Below are 16,132 nucleotides of genomic sequence, written 5' to 3'. Positions count from 1 at the left end.
TTACTCGATGCTGCCGGTCAGCTCGAAGTCAGCCAGCGTCTGGGCGGCCAGGGCCCGCAACCACGGCTTGGTGTTCTCCGCGCCGATCTGATACGCCTCCACCGACACCACCACCTTGCCGTTGATCCGCCCCGACACCACCACCAGTTGGCCGTGCGAGCGCTGGATTTCGCGCATGGTGACGTGCTGGTCGAGCGCGCGGATCAGCACGTACTCGGCGTCGGTGCCGTCCACCTGGGCGAGCTGCGGGGGCAGGTCACCGAGATTCGAACACGACACCGGCAGGTCCTCGGAGTAGGCGAACAACAGCTCTGCAACGCCTTTGACCGCAGGCTTGGGCAACCACGGCATCAGCGGCAGCAGTTCGATGGTCGGGTCCGGCTCCGACTTGGCGGTCTCGCGAGCGGTGCGGACCACCCCGCGGGCCTCGGTCAGGTCGGTGGTGACCTGGCTCGGGTCGACCGTGGCGTTGGCGAACGCCATGGCCAGCGCCCGGTCGTCGTCCAGGCTCTCCCGCAGGTTGATCGCGATCACCAGGGTCACCGCACCGTCGGAAGCGCGGCGCCTGCCCACTTTCTCGGCCAGCTTCGCAGCGAACCCGGCGACCAGCGAATAGCTGTTCCCCTGAAGGGCTTTGGCCCGGGCATCCCATTGCTCGGCGTCGACGAACACGGCCACCGACGGCACTACCACCGTGCTGTCGAGGTCGACTCCCGCTTCAGGAGCCGGTTGCAGCGCACGAGACCGGGCCAACTCCTTGCGCTGGGCGGCGACGAGCTTCGCTGCCTTGACGGCGGTGCGCGCGGTCAGGGGCAGGTCACGGACCGCCTGGCGCAGATCGGCGCGCAACGCCTGGACGGTCGACCGCGACTTCGGCGGCGAGTACCCGATATCGCGGATGTTGCCGGTGACCGCCTCGAAAATGGCCAGCAATGCACCGACACCGTCACCGATGCAGTGCGAGCCGAGCATCGAGACGGCGGTCGAGCCGTCGGTCAACGGTTGCACCACCAGATGCCACGCGGGACCGTGCTCGGGATCCATCGGCAAAGTGCCGAGTTCGTCGGCCCAGTCCATCAATTCGCTGCGCGGACGGGCCTGCTCGGCGAACCGGATCGGGGCCGACGGCCCCACCGGGTCCACCCAGCGCGGCCGACCGAACGGCAAGGGCGAGGGCTCGATCAGCCGACTGCCCAGCGAAGCGGTGAAGTTCTTGTGGAACCGCTTAAGACCGTCGATGTCCACCGGGTGCTCGTAGACCCAGATGCACTGCATCAGCTGACTGCGGCCGGTGGCGCGCATCAACTCGAACGCCGTCTGGTCGAGGAACTCCAGGCGATGCTCGGAGGGCTCGGAGCCTGCCACGCGACGCGTGAAAAGCTTTCGCTTGGGCCGTGTTTCAGTTGTCAAAGGTGAACCTCACTCGATCACACCGGTCAGCTCGAACTCTGCAAGGGTCTGGGCCACCACGTCGCGGAGCCGCGCCGTGGTGTTCTCCAGACCCGGTTGCCAGGCCACCACCGCGATGGTCACCTGGTCACCGACCCGCCCCGACACCAGTGTCAGGACGCCGCAGCGACGTTGCAGCGCCTCGTCGGTGATATACCTGTCTACGCCGCGGAGGTTGATGTACTCGGCCGGGGTGCCGTCGACACTGAGAAGGCTCGCCGACAGATCCCCCAAGTTCGAGCACGAGACCGGAAGGTCTTCGGAGAAACCGAAGGTCATGTCCACGGTCTTGGCGAAGGCCCGCTTGGGCAGGAACGGGATGAGCGGGAGCAGCTGCACCATCTCGTCGGGCACTTCGCGGGCGGTCTTGAGCCCCTGGCGAATAGCGGCGCGGGGACCCGACAGATCCTTGGTCACCTGCGTGGGATCGAAGCTGACGTTGGCGATCGACACCACATTGCCGCCGGTGTCGTCGTCGCCCTCGCGTTCACTGACCGGAATCATCAGGGTGACCACACCGTCGGCGGCGCGCACCCGGCCCTGATGCTCGGCCAGCTTGGCGCAGAATCCCGCCAGCAGTGAATAGGAGTTGCCGCCAAGGCTTTCCGCGCGCGCATCCCAACCCTTGGCATCGATGTAGACCGCTACATTCGGCACCTGGACCCGATGTTTACCGCCGGTGACGGCCGGTTGTGCGGTCTTCGGCCGCACCAGTTCGTGGCGTCGCGCCACGCCGACCTTGGCCGCACGGCCCAACGTGCGGATGATCTCCGGCAAGTCGCGTGCGGTCTGCCGCAGATCCGCGGCCACCGCCTGGCGGCGGGTGCGTGAACCGGCCCGCGGATAGCCCAGATCGCGACTCTTGCCGTTGATGGTGTCGATGGCACGGCCGATGAACCCGCCGCCGTCGGCCACACAGTGGGTGGCGACCAGGCTGACGGCCGTCGCTCCGTCGTCGAACCGCTGCACGCCCATCCGCCATCCCGGACCGCGCTGCGGATCGATCGGCAACTGCAGGTGTTCGTTCACCCAGTCCAGTAGCTCGGCGCGCGGACGCACCGAGTCGTCCATGTCGATGTCACACTGCGGACCGGTCGCCGCCACCCAGCGGTGCCTACCGAACGGGACGGGCGACGGCTCGATGTGCCGGGCCACCAGGCCCTGACCGAACTCGGCGTGGAACCGCCGCAGCCCATCGATGTCAACCGGATGCTCGTAGGTCCAGACGATCTGCATGGCGGCTTCTTCGCCGGTTCCGCGCAGTGCCAGGAACAGCGCCTGGTCGGTGTAGGGAACGACGTTGTCTGACACCCCCGCCACCGGGATCAGACCGTCGCTTTGGGTATGCGCGGCGAGGACAGCGATTCGGCGCGGCCGTCAGCCACCCGCAGGTAGGTGCACTTCATCTGCTCGACGAATTCCGCGATCGACTCACGGGCAATCGGGTTGTCCGGGTAGGCGATCGTGACGCTGGTGCCCTCGGCCCGCCGGTTCACCCACATACCGACCTGGTTGGCCGCACCGAGATCGGTATAGAGCCGGCCGTTGAGGCCGTGCCACTGCGCGATGATCATCGGATTCAGCGGCGGCAACCCGACATCCAGATAGGACAGCATCGGCACGCCGGGGCCCGGGGTGTGGATCTGCGGCAGGGACTCGGCCAGCTCGAAGACCCGCTCGATGGGCACATTGGCGATCGGCATGCCCGAATCGAAGGCTTCCTGCGCCGCTTTGGCCACCTCCGCGAACGAGCGCGCGGCCACCGGTACCGACAGCGGAACCACCCCGGTGAACCAGCCCGTGGTGACGAACTCCTCGGGTGTGCTGCGGGTGGTGGTCGGCGTGATCACGTTATAGGTGTCATCACCGGTGAGTTCGCGGTGCGCGATCGCAGCACAGGCGAACACACCACCGATGAAGCGCACTCCCGCTGCTGTGCACGCTGCCTCGAACCGGTCGGTCTCATGGTCGTCCATCAGCTGCACGGTGATCAGGTCACCGGTGCACGGCACCGACGAATCCCCAAGGGGCAGAGAGAAAGTCGGCAACGAGCCGCCGGCGTTCTCCAGGAACTCGATCCACTTCTGCACATCCGGCGAATCCAAAGTGAGCTTCGAGGTGAAGGCGTGCTGGCGTACGCAATAGTCGTGGTAGCTGCCTGCGTCGGGAAGCTTGATCGGGGCACCGCCGCCGGCCAGCGCCTCGTAGTTCATGTGCAACTCGACGAACAAAGCCACCATGAACATGGCATCGGCGTGCACATGGTCGATGCTGACGTAGAACGTGAAGTGGTCGGCGCGCTGGATCACGCCGAACCGGAAGCAGTCCCATTGCAGCGGACTCGGTGTTTCCAGGACGTGGTCGCGCCACTGCGCCGCCGTCATCTCACCCTGTTTGGTGGCGACGAACTGGATGTCGGCGGGGTTGGTCACGGTGTGGCGGATGACGCTGTCGTCCTCGCTGAACTCGAACCAGCTGTGGTAGGTGTCGTGCCGGCGCAGGTAAGAGTTGATGACATAGGTCATCGCCCGGATGTCACACTTGCCGGGCATGTTCCAGGCCGGGATGAGCAGCCGGGCCATCTCCAGCCCGTTGGCCGAATGCTTCCGGTAGGTCCGGATGTGCTGCTCCTGCTGATAGCTGGCAGGCACATCACTGACTGGGGCGTCCTGTAGTTTCTTCAGGCACGCCGGAGACGGGCTCCACGAGGTAACCGTCCCCGGCGCGTCAACCCAGTCATGGATTGCTGTAAGCGCAACCAATCTGTTGTTCCCCTATTCGCGCCTGTCAGCGGGATGGAGCTGACGAAATCACACCGGCCAACGTCTCGCACAGGCCCTCGGCCAGCGCCCGGACGGTGGTGATGTCCATCGACCGCACTCGGATACCCGTCTCGGTCTCGATCCGGGTACGCAGTTCGAGGTTGCCCAGCGAGTCCAGACCATACTCGGAAATCGGCCGGTCCGGGTCGATCGAGCGACGCAAGATCAGGCTGAGTTGCTCGGAGACCAGGCGGCGGACCCGGGTGGGCCACTCGTCGCGCGACAACGTGTGCAGCTCAGCACGGAAGGTGCTGGTGTCGGCCGGACGATCCGAGCTGGACTGGAACGCCTCGGCGAACGGGCTGCGCTGGGCCAGGTCGGTCAGCCACGGGGTGCCGATCAGCGGCGCGTAGCCGCTGTAGGCGCGATCGTGGCGCAGCAGCGCCTCGAATGCGTGCGCACCTTCCTCCGGGCTGATCATCGCGGTGTCGCCACCGGCGGCCAGATGCTTACCGGCACCGATCTCGTCCCACGCCGCCCATGCAATCGCGGTGGCGGGCAGACCCTGCGAGCGACGCCACTGGGTGAACCCGTCGAGCCAGCTGTTGGCCGCGGCGTAGGCACCCTGCCCCGGCGAGCCCATCAGGGCCGCCGCCGAGGAGAACGAGCAGAACCAGTCCAGCGGCTGCGCGGTGGTGGCGCGGTGCAGATGCCACGCGCCGTACACCTTGGGCGCCCAGTCCCGGTCCACCAGTTCGTCGGTGATGTTGGTCAGGATCGCATCCTCGACCACCGCGGCGGCGTGCAGCACACCACGCACCGGCAGACCGGTGGCGGTGGCGGTGGCCACCAGGCGGTCGACGGTCTCGGACTGCGCGATGTCACCGGTCACGACCTCGACCTCGGCACCGGAAGCACGCATCCGCGCGATTTCCTCCAGAGCCTCGGGCTTCGGCTGCGAACGCGAGTTCAGCACGATCCGGCCGCAGCCCGCGGCCGCCATCTTGGCGCCCAGGAACAAGCCAAGACCGCCCAGACCGCCGGTGATGATGTAGGAGCCGTCCCGGCGGAAGACCCGGGCCTGCTCCGGCGGAACCACGACGCTGCTGTGGCCCACCTTCGGCACCGACAGCAGCAGCTTGCCGGTGTGCTCGGCGGCACCCATCACGCGGATCGCGGTGGCGGCGTCGGCCAGCGGGTAGTGCGTGGTCTCCGGCTGCGGCAGCACACCTTCGGCGGTCAGCCGGTAGACGGTGTCGAGCAGGTCCCGGATCTGCTCCGGGTGGGTGCTGGCCATCAGGGCCAGATCCACACCGTAGAAGGACAGGTTGCGACGGAACGGGAACAGGCCCATCCGGGTGTCGCCGTAGATGTCCTTCTTGCCGATCTCGACGAACCGCCCACCGAAGGCCAGCAGTTCCACACCGGCCCGCTGCGAGGCACCGGTCAACGAGTTCAGCACGATGTCGACGCCGTAGCCGTCGGTATCCGTGCGGATCTGCTCGCCGAATGCGGGGGTACGCGAGTCGTAGACATGCGTGATGCCCATCCCGCGCAGGATGTCGCGACGCTCCTCGGTGCCGGCCGTCGCATAGATCTCGGCGCCCGCAGCGCGGGCGATGGCGATGGCGGCCTGGCCCACACCACCGGTGGCGGAGTGGATCAGGACCTTGTCACCGGCCTTGATGTGCGCGAGGTCGTGCAGTCCGTACCAGGCCGTGGCCGACGCGGTGGTCACCGCGGCCGCCTGATCGTCGCGAAGGCCCGCGGGCAGGGTGACTGCCACGTCGGCGTCGCAGGTGACGAAGGAGCCCCAGCAGCCGTTGGTCGACATACCACCGACGTGGTCACCAACCCGGTGCGAGGTCACCTGCGGACCGACCGCGGTCACCACACCGGCGAAGTCCAGACCCAGCTGGGGCGCCAGGCCCTCGAAGCTCGGGTACCGGCCGAAGGCCAGCAGGACGTCGGCGAAGTTGAGGCTGGACGCGGTGACCGCCACCTCGATCTGACCCGGGCCCGGCGCAATGCGGTCGAACGCGGCCAGTTCCAGGGTCTCGATGTCACCCGGGGTACGGATCTGCAAGCGCATGCCGTCGCGGGCGTGGTCGACCACGGTGGTGTATCGCTCATCCGGCCGCAGCGGGCTCGGGTAGAGGTGCGCGGTGTACCACTGGCCTTGGCGGAAGGCCGTCTCGTCCTCTTCGCTGCCGGTCAGCAGCTGGCCGGCGATCAGCTTGGCGTCCGTGGCATCGTCGACGTCGATCTGAGTGGGCCGCAGCTGCGGGTGCTCGGCGCCGATCACGCGCAGCAGACCACGCAGGCCGGCCTGCTCGAGATTGGGCCGCTCGTCGTCGCGAACCGTCTGGGCGTTGCGCGTCACCACGTACAGGCGCGGCGGCTCCCCTGCGGTCTCGGCCAGCTCGCGGGCAATGCGAACCAGGTGCCGAACCTGCTCGCCACCGCGCAGCGGCAGCTGCTCCTCGGGGCAGCCGTTGTGCGCCGGGGTCACCACCACGACGTTGTCGAAACCGCCCCCGGCGAAGTACGACCCGAGCATCTCGGCGTTGTAGGCGTGATCGGCCTGCTGCGGCCACGACATGGTGGTCACATCGGCGTCGTTGAGCTTCAGCGCATCGGTCAGTGCCGAGGACAGCAGGTCCGCGGCGTCGGAGGTGCTGACCACAAGCCAGGTCGCCGAGTTCGCGTGGGTGACCTCGGCCAGCTGCTGCTGGCGCCACTCGACGGCCAGCAGGCGCTCGTTGAGCACCCGATCGCCCTCGTGGGCCTCCGACATCCCGCTGCCCATCCGCAGACCCTGCACGCCGCACAGCACGGTGCCGTAGTCGTCGAGCAGCTCGATGTCGGCCTCGACGGTCGAACCGTCCAGCGAGGCCAGCCGGGTCAGGCAGTAGCGGGCATTGCGGGTCGGGCCGTACACCCGCAGCCGGCGCACGCCCAGCGGCAGCAGCAGCCCGCCGGTGCCGGAGGACTGCACGCCCGGGTGGGCGGCTACCGACTGGAAGCAGGCGTCCAGCAGCGCGGGGTGCACGCCGTAGGCGGTCTGCTGGTTGCGGATCGAGGACGGCAGGCCGATCTCGGCCAGCACGGTGTCGGCGGACTCGTCACCGGAGTTCACCGCCACCAGGCCGGTGAAGGCCGGGCCGAACTGCACGCCGCGACCGTCGAACCAGGTCCGAACCTCGCTGCCGTCGGCCCTGTTGCCGTGGCTGGCCAGCAGCGCATCCATGTCGTAGGAGGCGGGCGCCTCGTCGACGTCGGCGGTGTTCAGGACCGCACTGGCCCGCCGCTCCCGCTCGCCGTCGTGGTCGGTCTCGACGACGAACTCCAGGGCCCCCGGCGTCTGCGCCGAGGCCACGGCGCTGACCGGGGTTTCGTCGTTGAGCAGCAGCATGGCGTCGAAGGTGACGTCGCGGACCTCGGAGGCATCGCCGAGTGCGGTGCGGGCCGCCGCCAGCGCCATCTCGCAGTACGCGGCGCCGGGCAGGGCGGCCACGTTGTTGACCTGGTGGTCGACCAGCCACGGGTGCGCCGCGGTGCCGACCTCAGCCGCCCAGGCGTGCCGCTCCGGCTCCTCGAGCAGCCTGACGTGCGATCCGAGCAGCGGGTGGGCGGCCACCAGGTGGGCGCCGCGCTGCTGCTCAGCACCATCGGACACCAGCATCAAGCTGCGGTGGGTCCAGGTCGGCAGCGGGGCGTCTACCAGTTCACCGGCCGGGTAGAGCACCGAGAAGTCGACCTGGGCACCAGCGGCGTAGAGGTTGCCGAGGAACTCACCGAGTCCGTTCGGGACCTCCTGGCCGCGACGCATGCCGGCAACGGCGGCCACCGAGATGTCCAGCGTGGCGGCGGTCTGGTCGATCGGGCGGGTCAGCAGCGGATGCGGAGCGAGCTCGCCGAACACCCGGAAGCCGTCCTCCAACGCGGTCTGCACGGCCGCCGAGAAGCGGACGGTGTGGCGCAGGTTGTCGACCCAGTAGTCGGCATCACAGTACGGCTGCTCGCGGGGATCGAACGAGGTCGCGGAGTAGTACGGGATCTCCGGGGCCATCGGGGTGATGTCGGCGAGCAGCTCGGAGAGCTCGTCGAGGATCGGCTCGACCTGCGGTGAGTGCGAGGCGACGTCCACGTTGACCTCACGGGCCATAATCTCGCGCTGCTCCCAGGCGGCGACGATGTCGCGGACGGTCTGGGTGGCGCCGCCGATCACGGTCGAGTTCGGGGACGCCACGACGGCGACCACGACATCCTCGATGCCCTGCTTCTCGAGTTCTTCACGGACCTGCTGGGCCGGCATCTCCACCGATGCCATCGCACCGCCACCGGCCAGGCGCAGGCACAGTAGTGACCGACGGCAGATGACCTTGACGCCGTCCTCGAGCGAGAGCGCACCCGAGACGACGGCCGCGGCGACCTCACCCAGCGAGTGGCCGATGACGGCGCCCGGCTGCACGCCGTAAGCCCGCATCGTCGCCGCCATGGCCACCTGCATAGCGAAGATGGCCGGCTGAACCTTGTGGATACCCTCGACGGTCTCGGGGGCGGTGATGGCCTCGGTGACCGAGAAACCGGACTCCGCGGCGATCAGCGGCTCGATCTCGGCGATCGTGGCGGCGAAGACGGGCTCGGTGGCCAGCAGGCCCACGCCCATCGACGCCCACTGCGAACCCTGACCTGAGAAGATCCACACCGGGCCCCGGTCGTCGTGGCCGACGGCGGCCTGGTAGGGATCGTCGCCCTTGGCCACTTCGCGCAGCCGCTCGACCAGTTCGGCGCGGTCCGCGGCGATGACCGCGGTGCGCACCGGTCGGTGCCCGCGACGGCGGGCCAGCGTATAGGCGAGGTCGCGCAGCGACAGCTCGGCGGCGCTGTTCTCCACCCAGTCGGCGAGGCGCTCAGCGGTACGGCGCAGTTCGTCGGCCGACGTGGAGCAGACCGGGAACACCAGCAGACCGGACTCGGCGTCGGTGGTCGTCGCGGCGTCGCCGGAGACCGGCTGGGGCGCCTGCTCGAGCACGGCGTGGACGTTGGTGCCCGACATACCGTAGGACGACACGGCGGCACGGCGCGGGCCGGCCTGCTCCCCCACCGGCCATTCGCCGGCCTCGACGGGGACGAACAATCCGGTCTCGACCTTCGCCAGATGCTCGGGCAGACGGTTGAAGTGCAGGTTCTGGGGAATCACACCGTGGTGCACCGACAGTACGGTCTTCATCAGGCCCAACACGCCCGCAGCGGATTCGGCGTGGCCGAAGTTGGTCTTGACCGAGGTCAGCGCGCATGGGCCCGCCGTGCCGTAGACGGTCGAGATGCTGGTGAACTCCTTGGTGTCACCGACCGGGGTGCCAGTGCCGTGGCCCTCGACCATGCCCACCGTGGTGGGGTCGACGTCAGCTGCGGCCAGCGCGGCCTGGAACACCGAGATCTGCGCCTCGGTGGACGGAGTGAGGATGTTCTCGGTGCGGCCGTCCTGGTTGGAGGCGGTGCCCCTGATGACGGCCAGGATGCGGTCGCCGTCGCGCTGGGCGTCATCCAGACGCTTGAGCAGGACGATGCCGCAGCCCTCGGAGCGCACAAAGCCGTCGGCGGCGACGTCGAAGGCGTGGCAGTGCCCGGTGGGCGACAGCATGCCCTGGCCTGACGCCGAGGCGTACAGCCGCTGGTCGAGCATCAGCATCACGCCGCCGGCCAGCGCCATGTCGCTCTCGCCGTCGTGCAGGCTGCGGCAGGCGGCGTGGACCGCCACCATGCTGGAGGAGCACGCGGTGTCCATGGTCAGCGCCGGGCCCTTGAGGCCCAGGGCGTGCGAGATACGGCCGGAGGCCATGCTGAACGGCGTGCCGGTGAAGGCGTAGGCCTGGTCATAGGCGCCAGCGGCGCTGGTGACCATCGCGTAGTCGTCATGCGACATACCGATGAAGACACCGGTGGAGGTCCCCGACATCTGCGCGGGCGTGTGCCCGGAATGCTCCACGGCCTCCCACGCGGTTTCCAGCAGCATGCGGTGCTGCGGGTCCATCGCGGTGGCCTCGCGCTCGTTGATGCCGAAGAAGTCGGGATCGAACCCCGTCACGTCGTCAACGAACGCGCCCCAGCGCGACACCGACCGACCCGGCACACCCTGCTCGGGGTCGTAGTACTCGTCGGCGTCCCACCGATCGGCGGGAATCTCGGTGACGAGGTCGGCGCCGTCGAGCAGCGCCTCCCACAGCTTGTGAGGAGAGTCGATCCCTCCAGGCAGCCGGCAGGCCATACCAACGACTGCAACCGGGGTGACAGATGTCTCACGCACGTCCGCTCACACCTCACTCTTCATCAACGCGGGGCACGGCAGCTTGTTCGATTCTCGTTCGGGAGCCTCAAGCGAAGTTGCCAACGTGCTCGGTAGCTTAGCGGCTTTTTCTAACGACTGCGACAAATGTTTTGTGATTTTGATTGGAGATTGGGCAATGTTACCGTGCACGACAACAGCGACCCGCAGCTCAGCGGATATCCGGTAGCTGGGAGTTCCGCAACCCGTAGCGCAAACACCCCCGAAATTCCCGCTCCGCTCCCCCGAAAGCCCATGTGGGACAAGGGTTTTCCTGCGAAAATGCGATCCGGGGCAGACCGCCACCGCGGGCCTGGCCGCCACGAAGCAGGTCCCCGCCGCCGTTGCAGCAGGTTAACTAACGCAAGTTGAGCGTTACAACGCCATTATGACGGCATAGCAAATAATCGAACTTCGGCATCCACGGCGCCCACGGCACGGCACCCAGAACCCCAGGAGAGCGTCGCCGAATAACGCCGCCCGACCGGTGACAGAGCCCGCTTGTGAGGTCCGCCACACGGGCATTCCTGAGAGTTTCCGCTACCGCGCCTCAGCTTCTCTTAATCAAGCGACCTGGGATTTTCGATCCACAACACACCAGATGGCAATTGACCTGAGAGCAGCCTGAGAGCACCGTCTCAGCGCTTCATTAGCCAGGCTTCAGGCCGCATTCAGGACCGTCGAAACGTAGCGATTATCGGGTAATTCGAAGATATTTAGAAGAGTCAGCAAATGCCGTTTGTTAAACGACCGGCTATTCGTCATTAATGGCGGTAGTTGCCTCAGGAAATGCGTAGGCGGTATCCGGAAAGGACCGGAACGTGACCCCCGTCACTGCTAGTCAAAGGGCCTTTGCGGGCTCAGTCGAAGTTTGCTGTGAGCCAGTTAAGAGCGTGCTTTGCATCCGATAGGCGCGGCGAGTCTCGCGCGACACGCCGATGCGCCGATGCGCCGACACGATGGAGTGCCAGCCGGGGACACCAGAGCGCCGGGTGCTAGCCCGCGACCACCCCGGCCGAGGGCGGCGCGAAGGTGGCGCCGGACTCCCGTACCGGGGTGAAACCGTGCTTGCGCGCGGCCGCCGCACCATGGCGGATCCATGCTGCCGTCGCCACAAAACCGGCCTGATCGGTCAGCACGAACGGGGTCAGTAGCCGGTTGTGCACGAAGCCGAAGGACAACCCCTTGTCAGGAATGGCCCAACCGAGTGATCCGCCCAGGCCGACGTGACCGAACCCGGGCAGGACGCCGGGGAACGGCAGGGCGTGATAGCCAAGGTGGAACGCCATCGGCAGGATCAGATTGCGGTCCGGGGCCAGGCTCGGCCGCCCGGTCAGGTCGGCGACCAGCTTCGAGGACAGGTACCGCTGGCCGTCGATCTCGCCGCCGTTGGCGATTGCGCCGTACATCCGGGCCAGGCTGCGCGCGGTCGCGACGCCATTGGCCGACGGCAGCTCGCTGTCCAGCAGCGGCATGTCCCCCTGCACCACAGCCTTCATCCCCGGGAAATACATGGAGCCGAAGATGGCGGAGACCTCGAGGGCGGCGATCTTCGGGGCGACCGCGTTGAACACCGGGTTCGGAATATTGAGCTGCGGACCGACGATGTGGGCCACCCGGGTCGGTGCGCCGGCCGGCGGGCGGCCGAGGTGGATGCCGTCGGTGTTCAGCGGCTCCGCCACTTCGAGGCGGATCAGCTCACGCATTCCCTTCCCGGTGACGGCTCGCGCGAGGCCGGACAGCAGCCAGCCATAGGTGATCGCATGGTACGCGGGCTTGCCGAAGTACCTGCCCACCGGCGCGGCAGCGATCCGTTCCTCCATATGCCGGTGATCGAGCAGTTCTCGGCGCCGGACGCCGCGCAGGTGCGCCAGACCGGCACGGTGGCGCATGACGTCCCGCACGGTGATCCGGGCCTTGCCGTTGGCGCCGAACTCCGGCCAGTACTCGGCGACCGGGGCGTCGTAGTCGATGAGACCGCGGTCGACCAGCCGGTGGATCACCGTCGAAGCAACACCTTTGGTGGCCGAGAACACCATGGCGCCGGTGTCCGCGGTCCAGTGCACCCGCCCGCGCCGATCCGACCATCCGGTCCAGACATCGACGACGGGCTGACCGTCCAGGTACACCGCCAACGCGCCGCCGCCGAACCGGGGATGGGGAAAGAGACTGGCGAAGCTGCGCACGGCCAACGCAAAGTTCGGGTCCGCCGCCCCTTGAACCCCCCGCGGCAGCACCGAAGAAACATGCGTCACTTGTGCCACACGGAGGAACTTAATCCGCCCAGGCAGCAGAGCGAAGAATTGTTGCCAAACCGTTAGGTGCGCTGCGGCCGGTCAGCTTGACTGGTCGGCCGCATCAAGGATCTGCTGCGCCGCCAGCGCCGGCGTCAGTTCACCGTCGCGGACCTGCCGCTCGATCTCGGCCCGACGGCTCTTGACCGCGGGATGGGTCAGAACGCGGTCGAGCACCGCGTCGCGCACCATCGACCAGGTCCAGTCCACCTGCTGGGCGCGCCGACGGGCGTCGAACTCGCCCGCCGCGGTCAGTACCTCACGATGCCGCAGGACCGTCTCCCACAGCTCACGCAGACCGGTACCTTCGAGGGCGCTCATCGTCAAAACTGGTGGCAGCCAGATAGTTTCGCGTGGATAGATGAGTCTGATCGCGCCCGACAGTTCGCGTGCCGCGGCCTTCGCCTCGGTGGCATGCGCGCCGTCGGCCTTGTTGACCACAACGATGTCGGCCAGCTCCAGGACGCCCTTCTTGATGCCCTGGAGCTGGTCGCCGGTGCGGGCCAGGGTGAGGAACACGAAGGTGTCGACCATATTGGCCACCGTCACTTCGGACTGCCCCACGCCAACGGTCTCCACCAGGATGACGTCGTAGCCGGCCGCCTCGAGCAGCACGATCGTTTCGCGGGTGGCCCTGGCGACGCCGCCGAGCGTCCCTGATGTCGGCGACGGCCGGATATACGCCTCGGGCTGTACCGCAAGCCGCGCCATCCGCGTCTTGTCGCCGAGGATGGAACCTCCGGTGCGGGTCGAGGACGGGTCGACGGCGAGCACGGCAACCCGATGACCCTGCTCGATCAGGTACATCCCGAGCGCCTCGATGGTGGTCGACTTCCCCACCCCGGGTACACCGGTAATCCCGACGTGCAGCGCCTTGCCGGCATCGGGCATCAGCTCGAGCAGCAGGCGCTGTGCCTGTTCCCGGTGATCGGCGCGGGTCGATTCGACCAGCGTGATGGCCCGAGGCAGCGCCGCTCGGTCACCGCTGCGGATCGCCCCGGCCAGGGTAGCGACGTCGAAGGACATCAGGTGAGGTCGTAGCCCAGTCGATCGGCCAGCTTCCGCAGCAAGTCCACCGCGGCATCGGCGATCACCGTCCCCGGCGGGAAGATCGCGGTGGCGCCGGCGGCATAGAGCTCGTCGAAGTCGCCGGGCGGGATCACCCCGCCCACGACGATCATGATGTCGGGACGGCCCACCTCCGCCAACGCATCGCGCAGCGCGGGGACCAGCGTGAGATGACCGGCCGCCAGCGACGAGACTCCCACCACGTGCACGTCGTTGTCGGCAGCCTGCCGGGCGACCTCGTCGGGAGTGGAGAACAGCGAGCCGACGTCCACGTCGAAGCCGATATCGGCAAACGCGGTGGCGATCACCTTCTGGCCGCGGTCGTGGCCGTCCTGGCCCATCTTGGCAACCAGGATGCGCGGTCGCCGACCGTCCGCCTCGGCGAACTTGGCCACCAAATCGGTTGCGGTGCTCACATTTTGAGCCTTTCCGACCTCGTCACGGTACACGCCGGAGATGGTGCGGATCTCAGCCTGATGCCGGCCGTACACCTTCTCCAATGCATCGGAGATCTCGCCGAGGGTGGCCTTGGCCCGCGCCGCGTTGATCGCCAGGGCCAGCAGGTTGTTACCCAGACCGTCCTCGCCGGCCGAGCCGGTTTCCCCTGCTGCCCTGGACAATTCGGCCAGGGCCGCCTGGGTTGCGGCCTCGTCACGGTCGGCACGCAGCCGTTCGAGCTTGGCCAGCTGCTCGGCCCGCACCCGGCTGTTCTCGACCTTGAGGACCTCGATCTGCTCGTCCTCGTCGACCCGGTACTTGTTCACACCGATCAGCGGTTGCGCCCCGGAGTCGATGCGCGCCTGGGTGCGAGCGGCCGCCTCCTCGATGCGCAACTTCGGGATGCCCTCGTTAATGGCCTGCGCCATACCGCCGTGCTCGGCGACCTCGGCGATGTGCGCCCTGGCCTTCTCGGCCAGCTGGTGGGTCAGCCACTCGACATAGTAGGAACCGGCCCACGGGTCGATCGGCCGGGTGGTGCCCGACTCCTGCTGCAGCAGCAGCTGGGTGTTGCGGGCGATGCGGGCCGAGAAGTCGGTGGGCAGCGCCAACGCTTCGTCCAGGGCGTTGGTGTGCAGCGACTGGGTGTGGCCCTGAGTCGCGGCCATCGCCTCGATGCAGGTGCGTGCGACGTTGTTGAAGACGTCCTGGGCGGTCAGCGACCAGCCGGAGGTCTGCGAATGGGTCCGCAGCGACAGCGATTTGGGGTTCTTGGCGCCGAACTCGGCGACCAGCTCGCTCCACAGCAGCCGGCCCGCCCGCAGCTTGGCCACCTCCATGAAGAAGTTCATCCCGATGCCCCAGAAGAACGACAGCCGGGGGGCGAACTTGTCGACGTCCAAGCCGGCGTCACGGCCGGCCTTGAGGTACTCCACACCGTCGGCCAGCGTGTAGGCCAGTTCGAGATCGGCCGTGGCTCCGGCTTCCTGGATGTGGTAGCCCGAGATCGAAATCGAGTTGAACTTCGGCATCTTGGCGCTGGTGTAGGCGAAGATGTCGGAGATGATCCGCATCGAGGGCTTGGGCGGATAGATGTAGGTGTTGCGGACCATGAACTCTTTGAGGATGTCGTTCTGGATGGTCCCGGCCAGCTTCTCCGGCGGCACGCCCTGCTCCTCGGCGGCCACCACGTAGAGCGCCAGAATCGGGAGCACCGCACCGTTCATGGTCATCGACACCGACACCGACGACAGGTCGATGCCGTCGAAGAGCTGGCGCATGTCCAGGATGGAATCGATGGCCACCCCGGCCATCCCGACGTCGCCCTGCACCCGCGGATGGTCGGAGTCATAGCCGCGGTGGGTGGCCAGATCGAAGGCCACCGACAGGCCCTTCTGGCCGGCGGCCAGGTTCCGCCGGTAGAACGCGTTGGATTCCGCGGCGGTGGAGAACCCGGCGTACTGCCGAATGGTCCACGGCTGGTTGACGTACATCGTCGGGTAGGGGCCGCGGATGAACGGTGGCTCACCGGGGAAACTGTCGAGGGGATACCCCTCGGCCACCACCGCGTCACGGTCGGCGGCGATGTAAACCGGCTTGACCGCGATACCCTCCGGGGTGTGCCAGTCGAGCTGTTCGGCGACATATCCGTGCGCGGCAGCCGCAGCCGAAATATGTTGTGCCACATCGCTTTCAGTCGGCTGCGCAGGGGTTGCGGCACCGTGCAGCGGAACGTCGGCGAAGCTGGGTACGCGTGCCGTTGCGGCAGCAACATCGGACTGGGTCATGTC

Annotated in this window: 7 protein-coding genes; all 7 read right to left on the bottom strand. The window is 67.6% G+C overall.

The features are described 5' to 3' along the window. The 7 genes from G6N35_RS05460 to scpA all read right to left on the bottom strand — a co-directional run bounded on the left by G6N35_RS05460 (position 1) and on the right by scpA (position 16,129). Entirely contained in the window at positions 1–1,365 is a 1,365-nt protein-coding gene (locus tag G6N35_RS05460) for a wax ester/triacylglycerol synthase domain-containing protein (protein WP_246224217.1), read from the bottom strand. A 54-nt stretch (positions 1,366–1,419) separates the two neighbouring features. Then, positions 1,420–2,760: a WS/DGAT/MGAT family O-acyltransferase gene (locus tag G6N35_RS05455; RefSeq protein WP_163803332.1), complete on the bottom strand. Its 1,341-nt coding sequence runs from the start codon at positions 2,758–2,760 to the stop codon at positions 1,420–1,422. 14 nt (positions 2,761–2,774) lie between these two features. Beyond that, positions 2,775–4,211, bottom strand: a complete 1,437-nt coding sequence (locus G6N35_RS05450; RefSeq protein ID WP_163803331.1) for a condensation domain-containing protein — start codon at positions 4,209–4,211, stop codon at positions 2,775–2,777. Between the two features lie 25 nt (positions 4,212–4,236). Beyond that, positions 4,237–10,524 carry a sulfolipid-1 biosynthesis phthioceranic/hydroxyphthioceranic acid synthase gene (gene pks2, locus G6N35_RS05445; protein ID WP_163803330.1) on the bottom strand — a complete coding sequence of 2,096 codons (6,288 nt, stop codon included), beginning with the start codon at positions 10,522–10,524 and terminating at the stop codon, positions 4,237–4,239. 1,013 nt (positions 10,525–11,537) lie between these two features. Continuing rightward, positions 11,538–12,806: an esterase/beta-lactamase LipL gene (lipL, locus tag G6N35_RS05440; protein WP_197748406.1), complete on the bottom strand. Its 1,269-nt coding sequence runs from the start codon at positions 12,804–12,806 to the stop codon at positions 11,538–11,540. Between the two features lie 72 nt (positions 12,807–12,878). Next, positions 12,879–13,862, bottom strand: coding sequence for a methylmalonyl Co-A mutase-associated GTPase MeaB (meaB, locus tag G6N35_RS05435; protein WP_179967314.1), 984 nt, complete (start codon positions 13,860–13,862; stop codon positions 12,879–12,881). Further along, complete coding sequence (gene scpA, locus G6N35_RS05430) at positions 13,862–16,129, bottom strand: methylmalonyl-CoA mutase (RefSeq protein ID WP_163803329.1); 2,268 nt, start codon at positions 16,127–16,129, stop codon at positions 13,862–13,864. Before scpA ends, meaB begins: the two co-directional genes overlap by 1 nt. Between the last annotated feature and the right edge of the window lie 3 nt (positions 16,130–16,132).

The organism is Mycolicibacterium anyangense, from assembly GCF_010731855.1.
Taxonomy (GTDB): Bacteria; Actinomycetota; Actinomycetes; order Mycobacteriales; family Mycobacteriaceae; genus Mycobacterium; species Mycobacterium anyangense.
Note: the sequence above shows the minus strand (reverse complement) of the source record. Positions and strands in the feature narration are given on the sequence as shown.

Bases quoted from the DNA above. Each gene is read 5' to 3' on its own strand.
- meaB (WP_179967314.1), bottom strand. From the start codon at position 13,862: ATGTCCTTCGACGTCGCTACCCTGGCCGGGGCGATCCGCAGCGGTGAC.
- scpA (WP_163803329.1), bottom strand. From the start codon at position 16,129: ATGACCCAGTCCGATGTTGCTGCCGCAACGGCACGCGTACCCAGCTTC.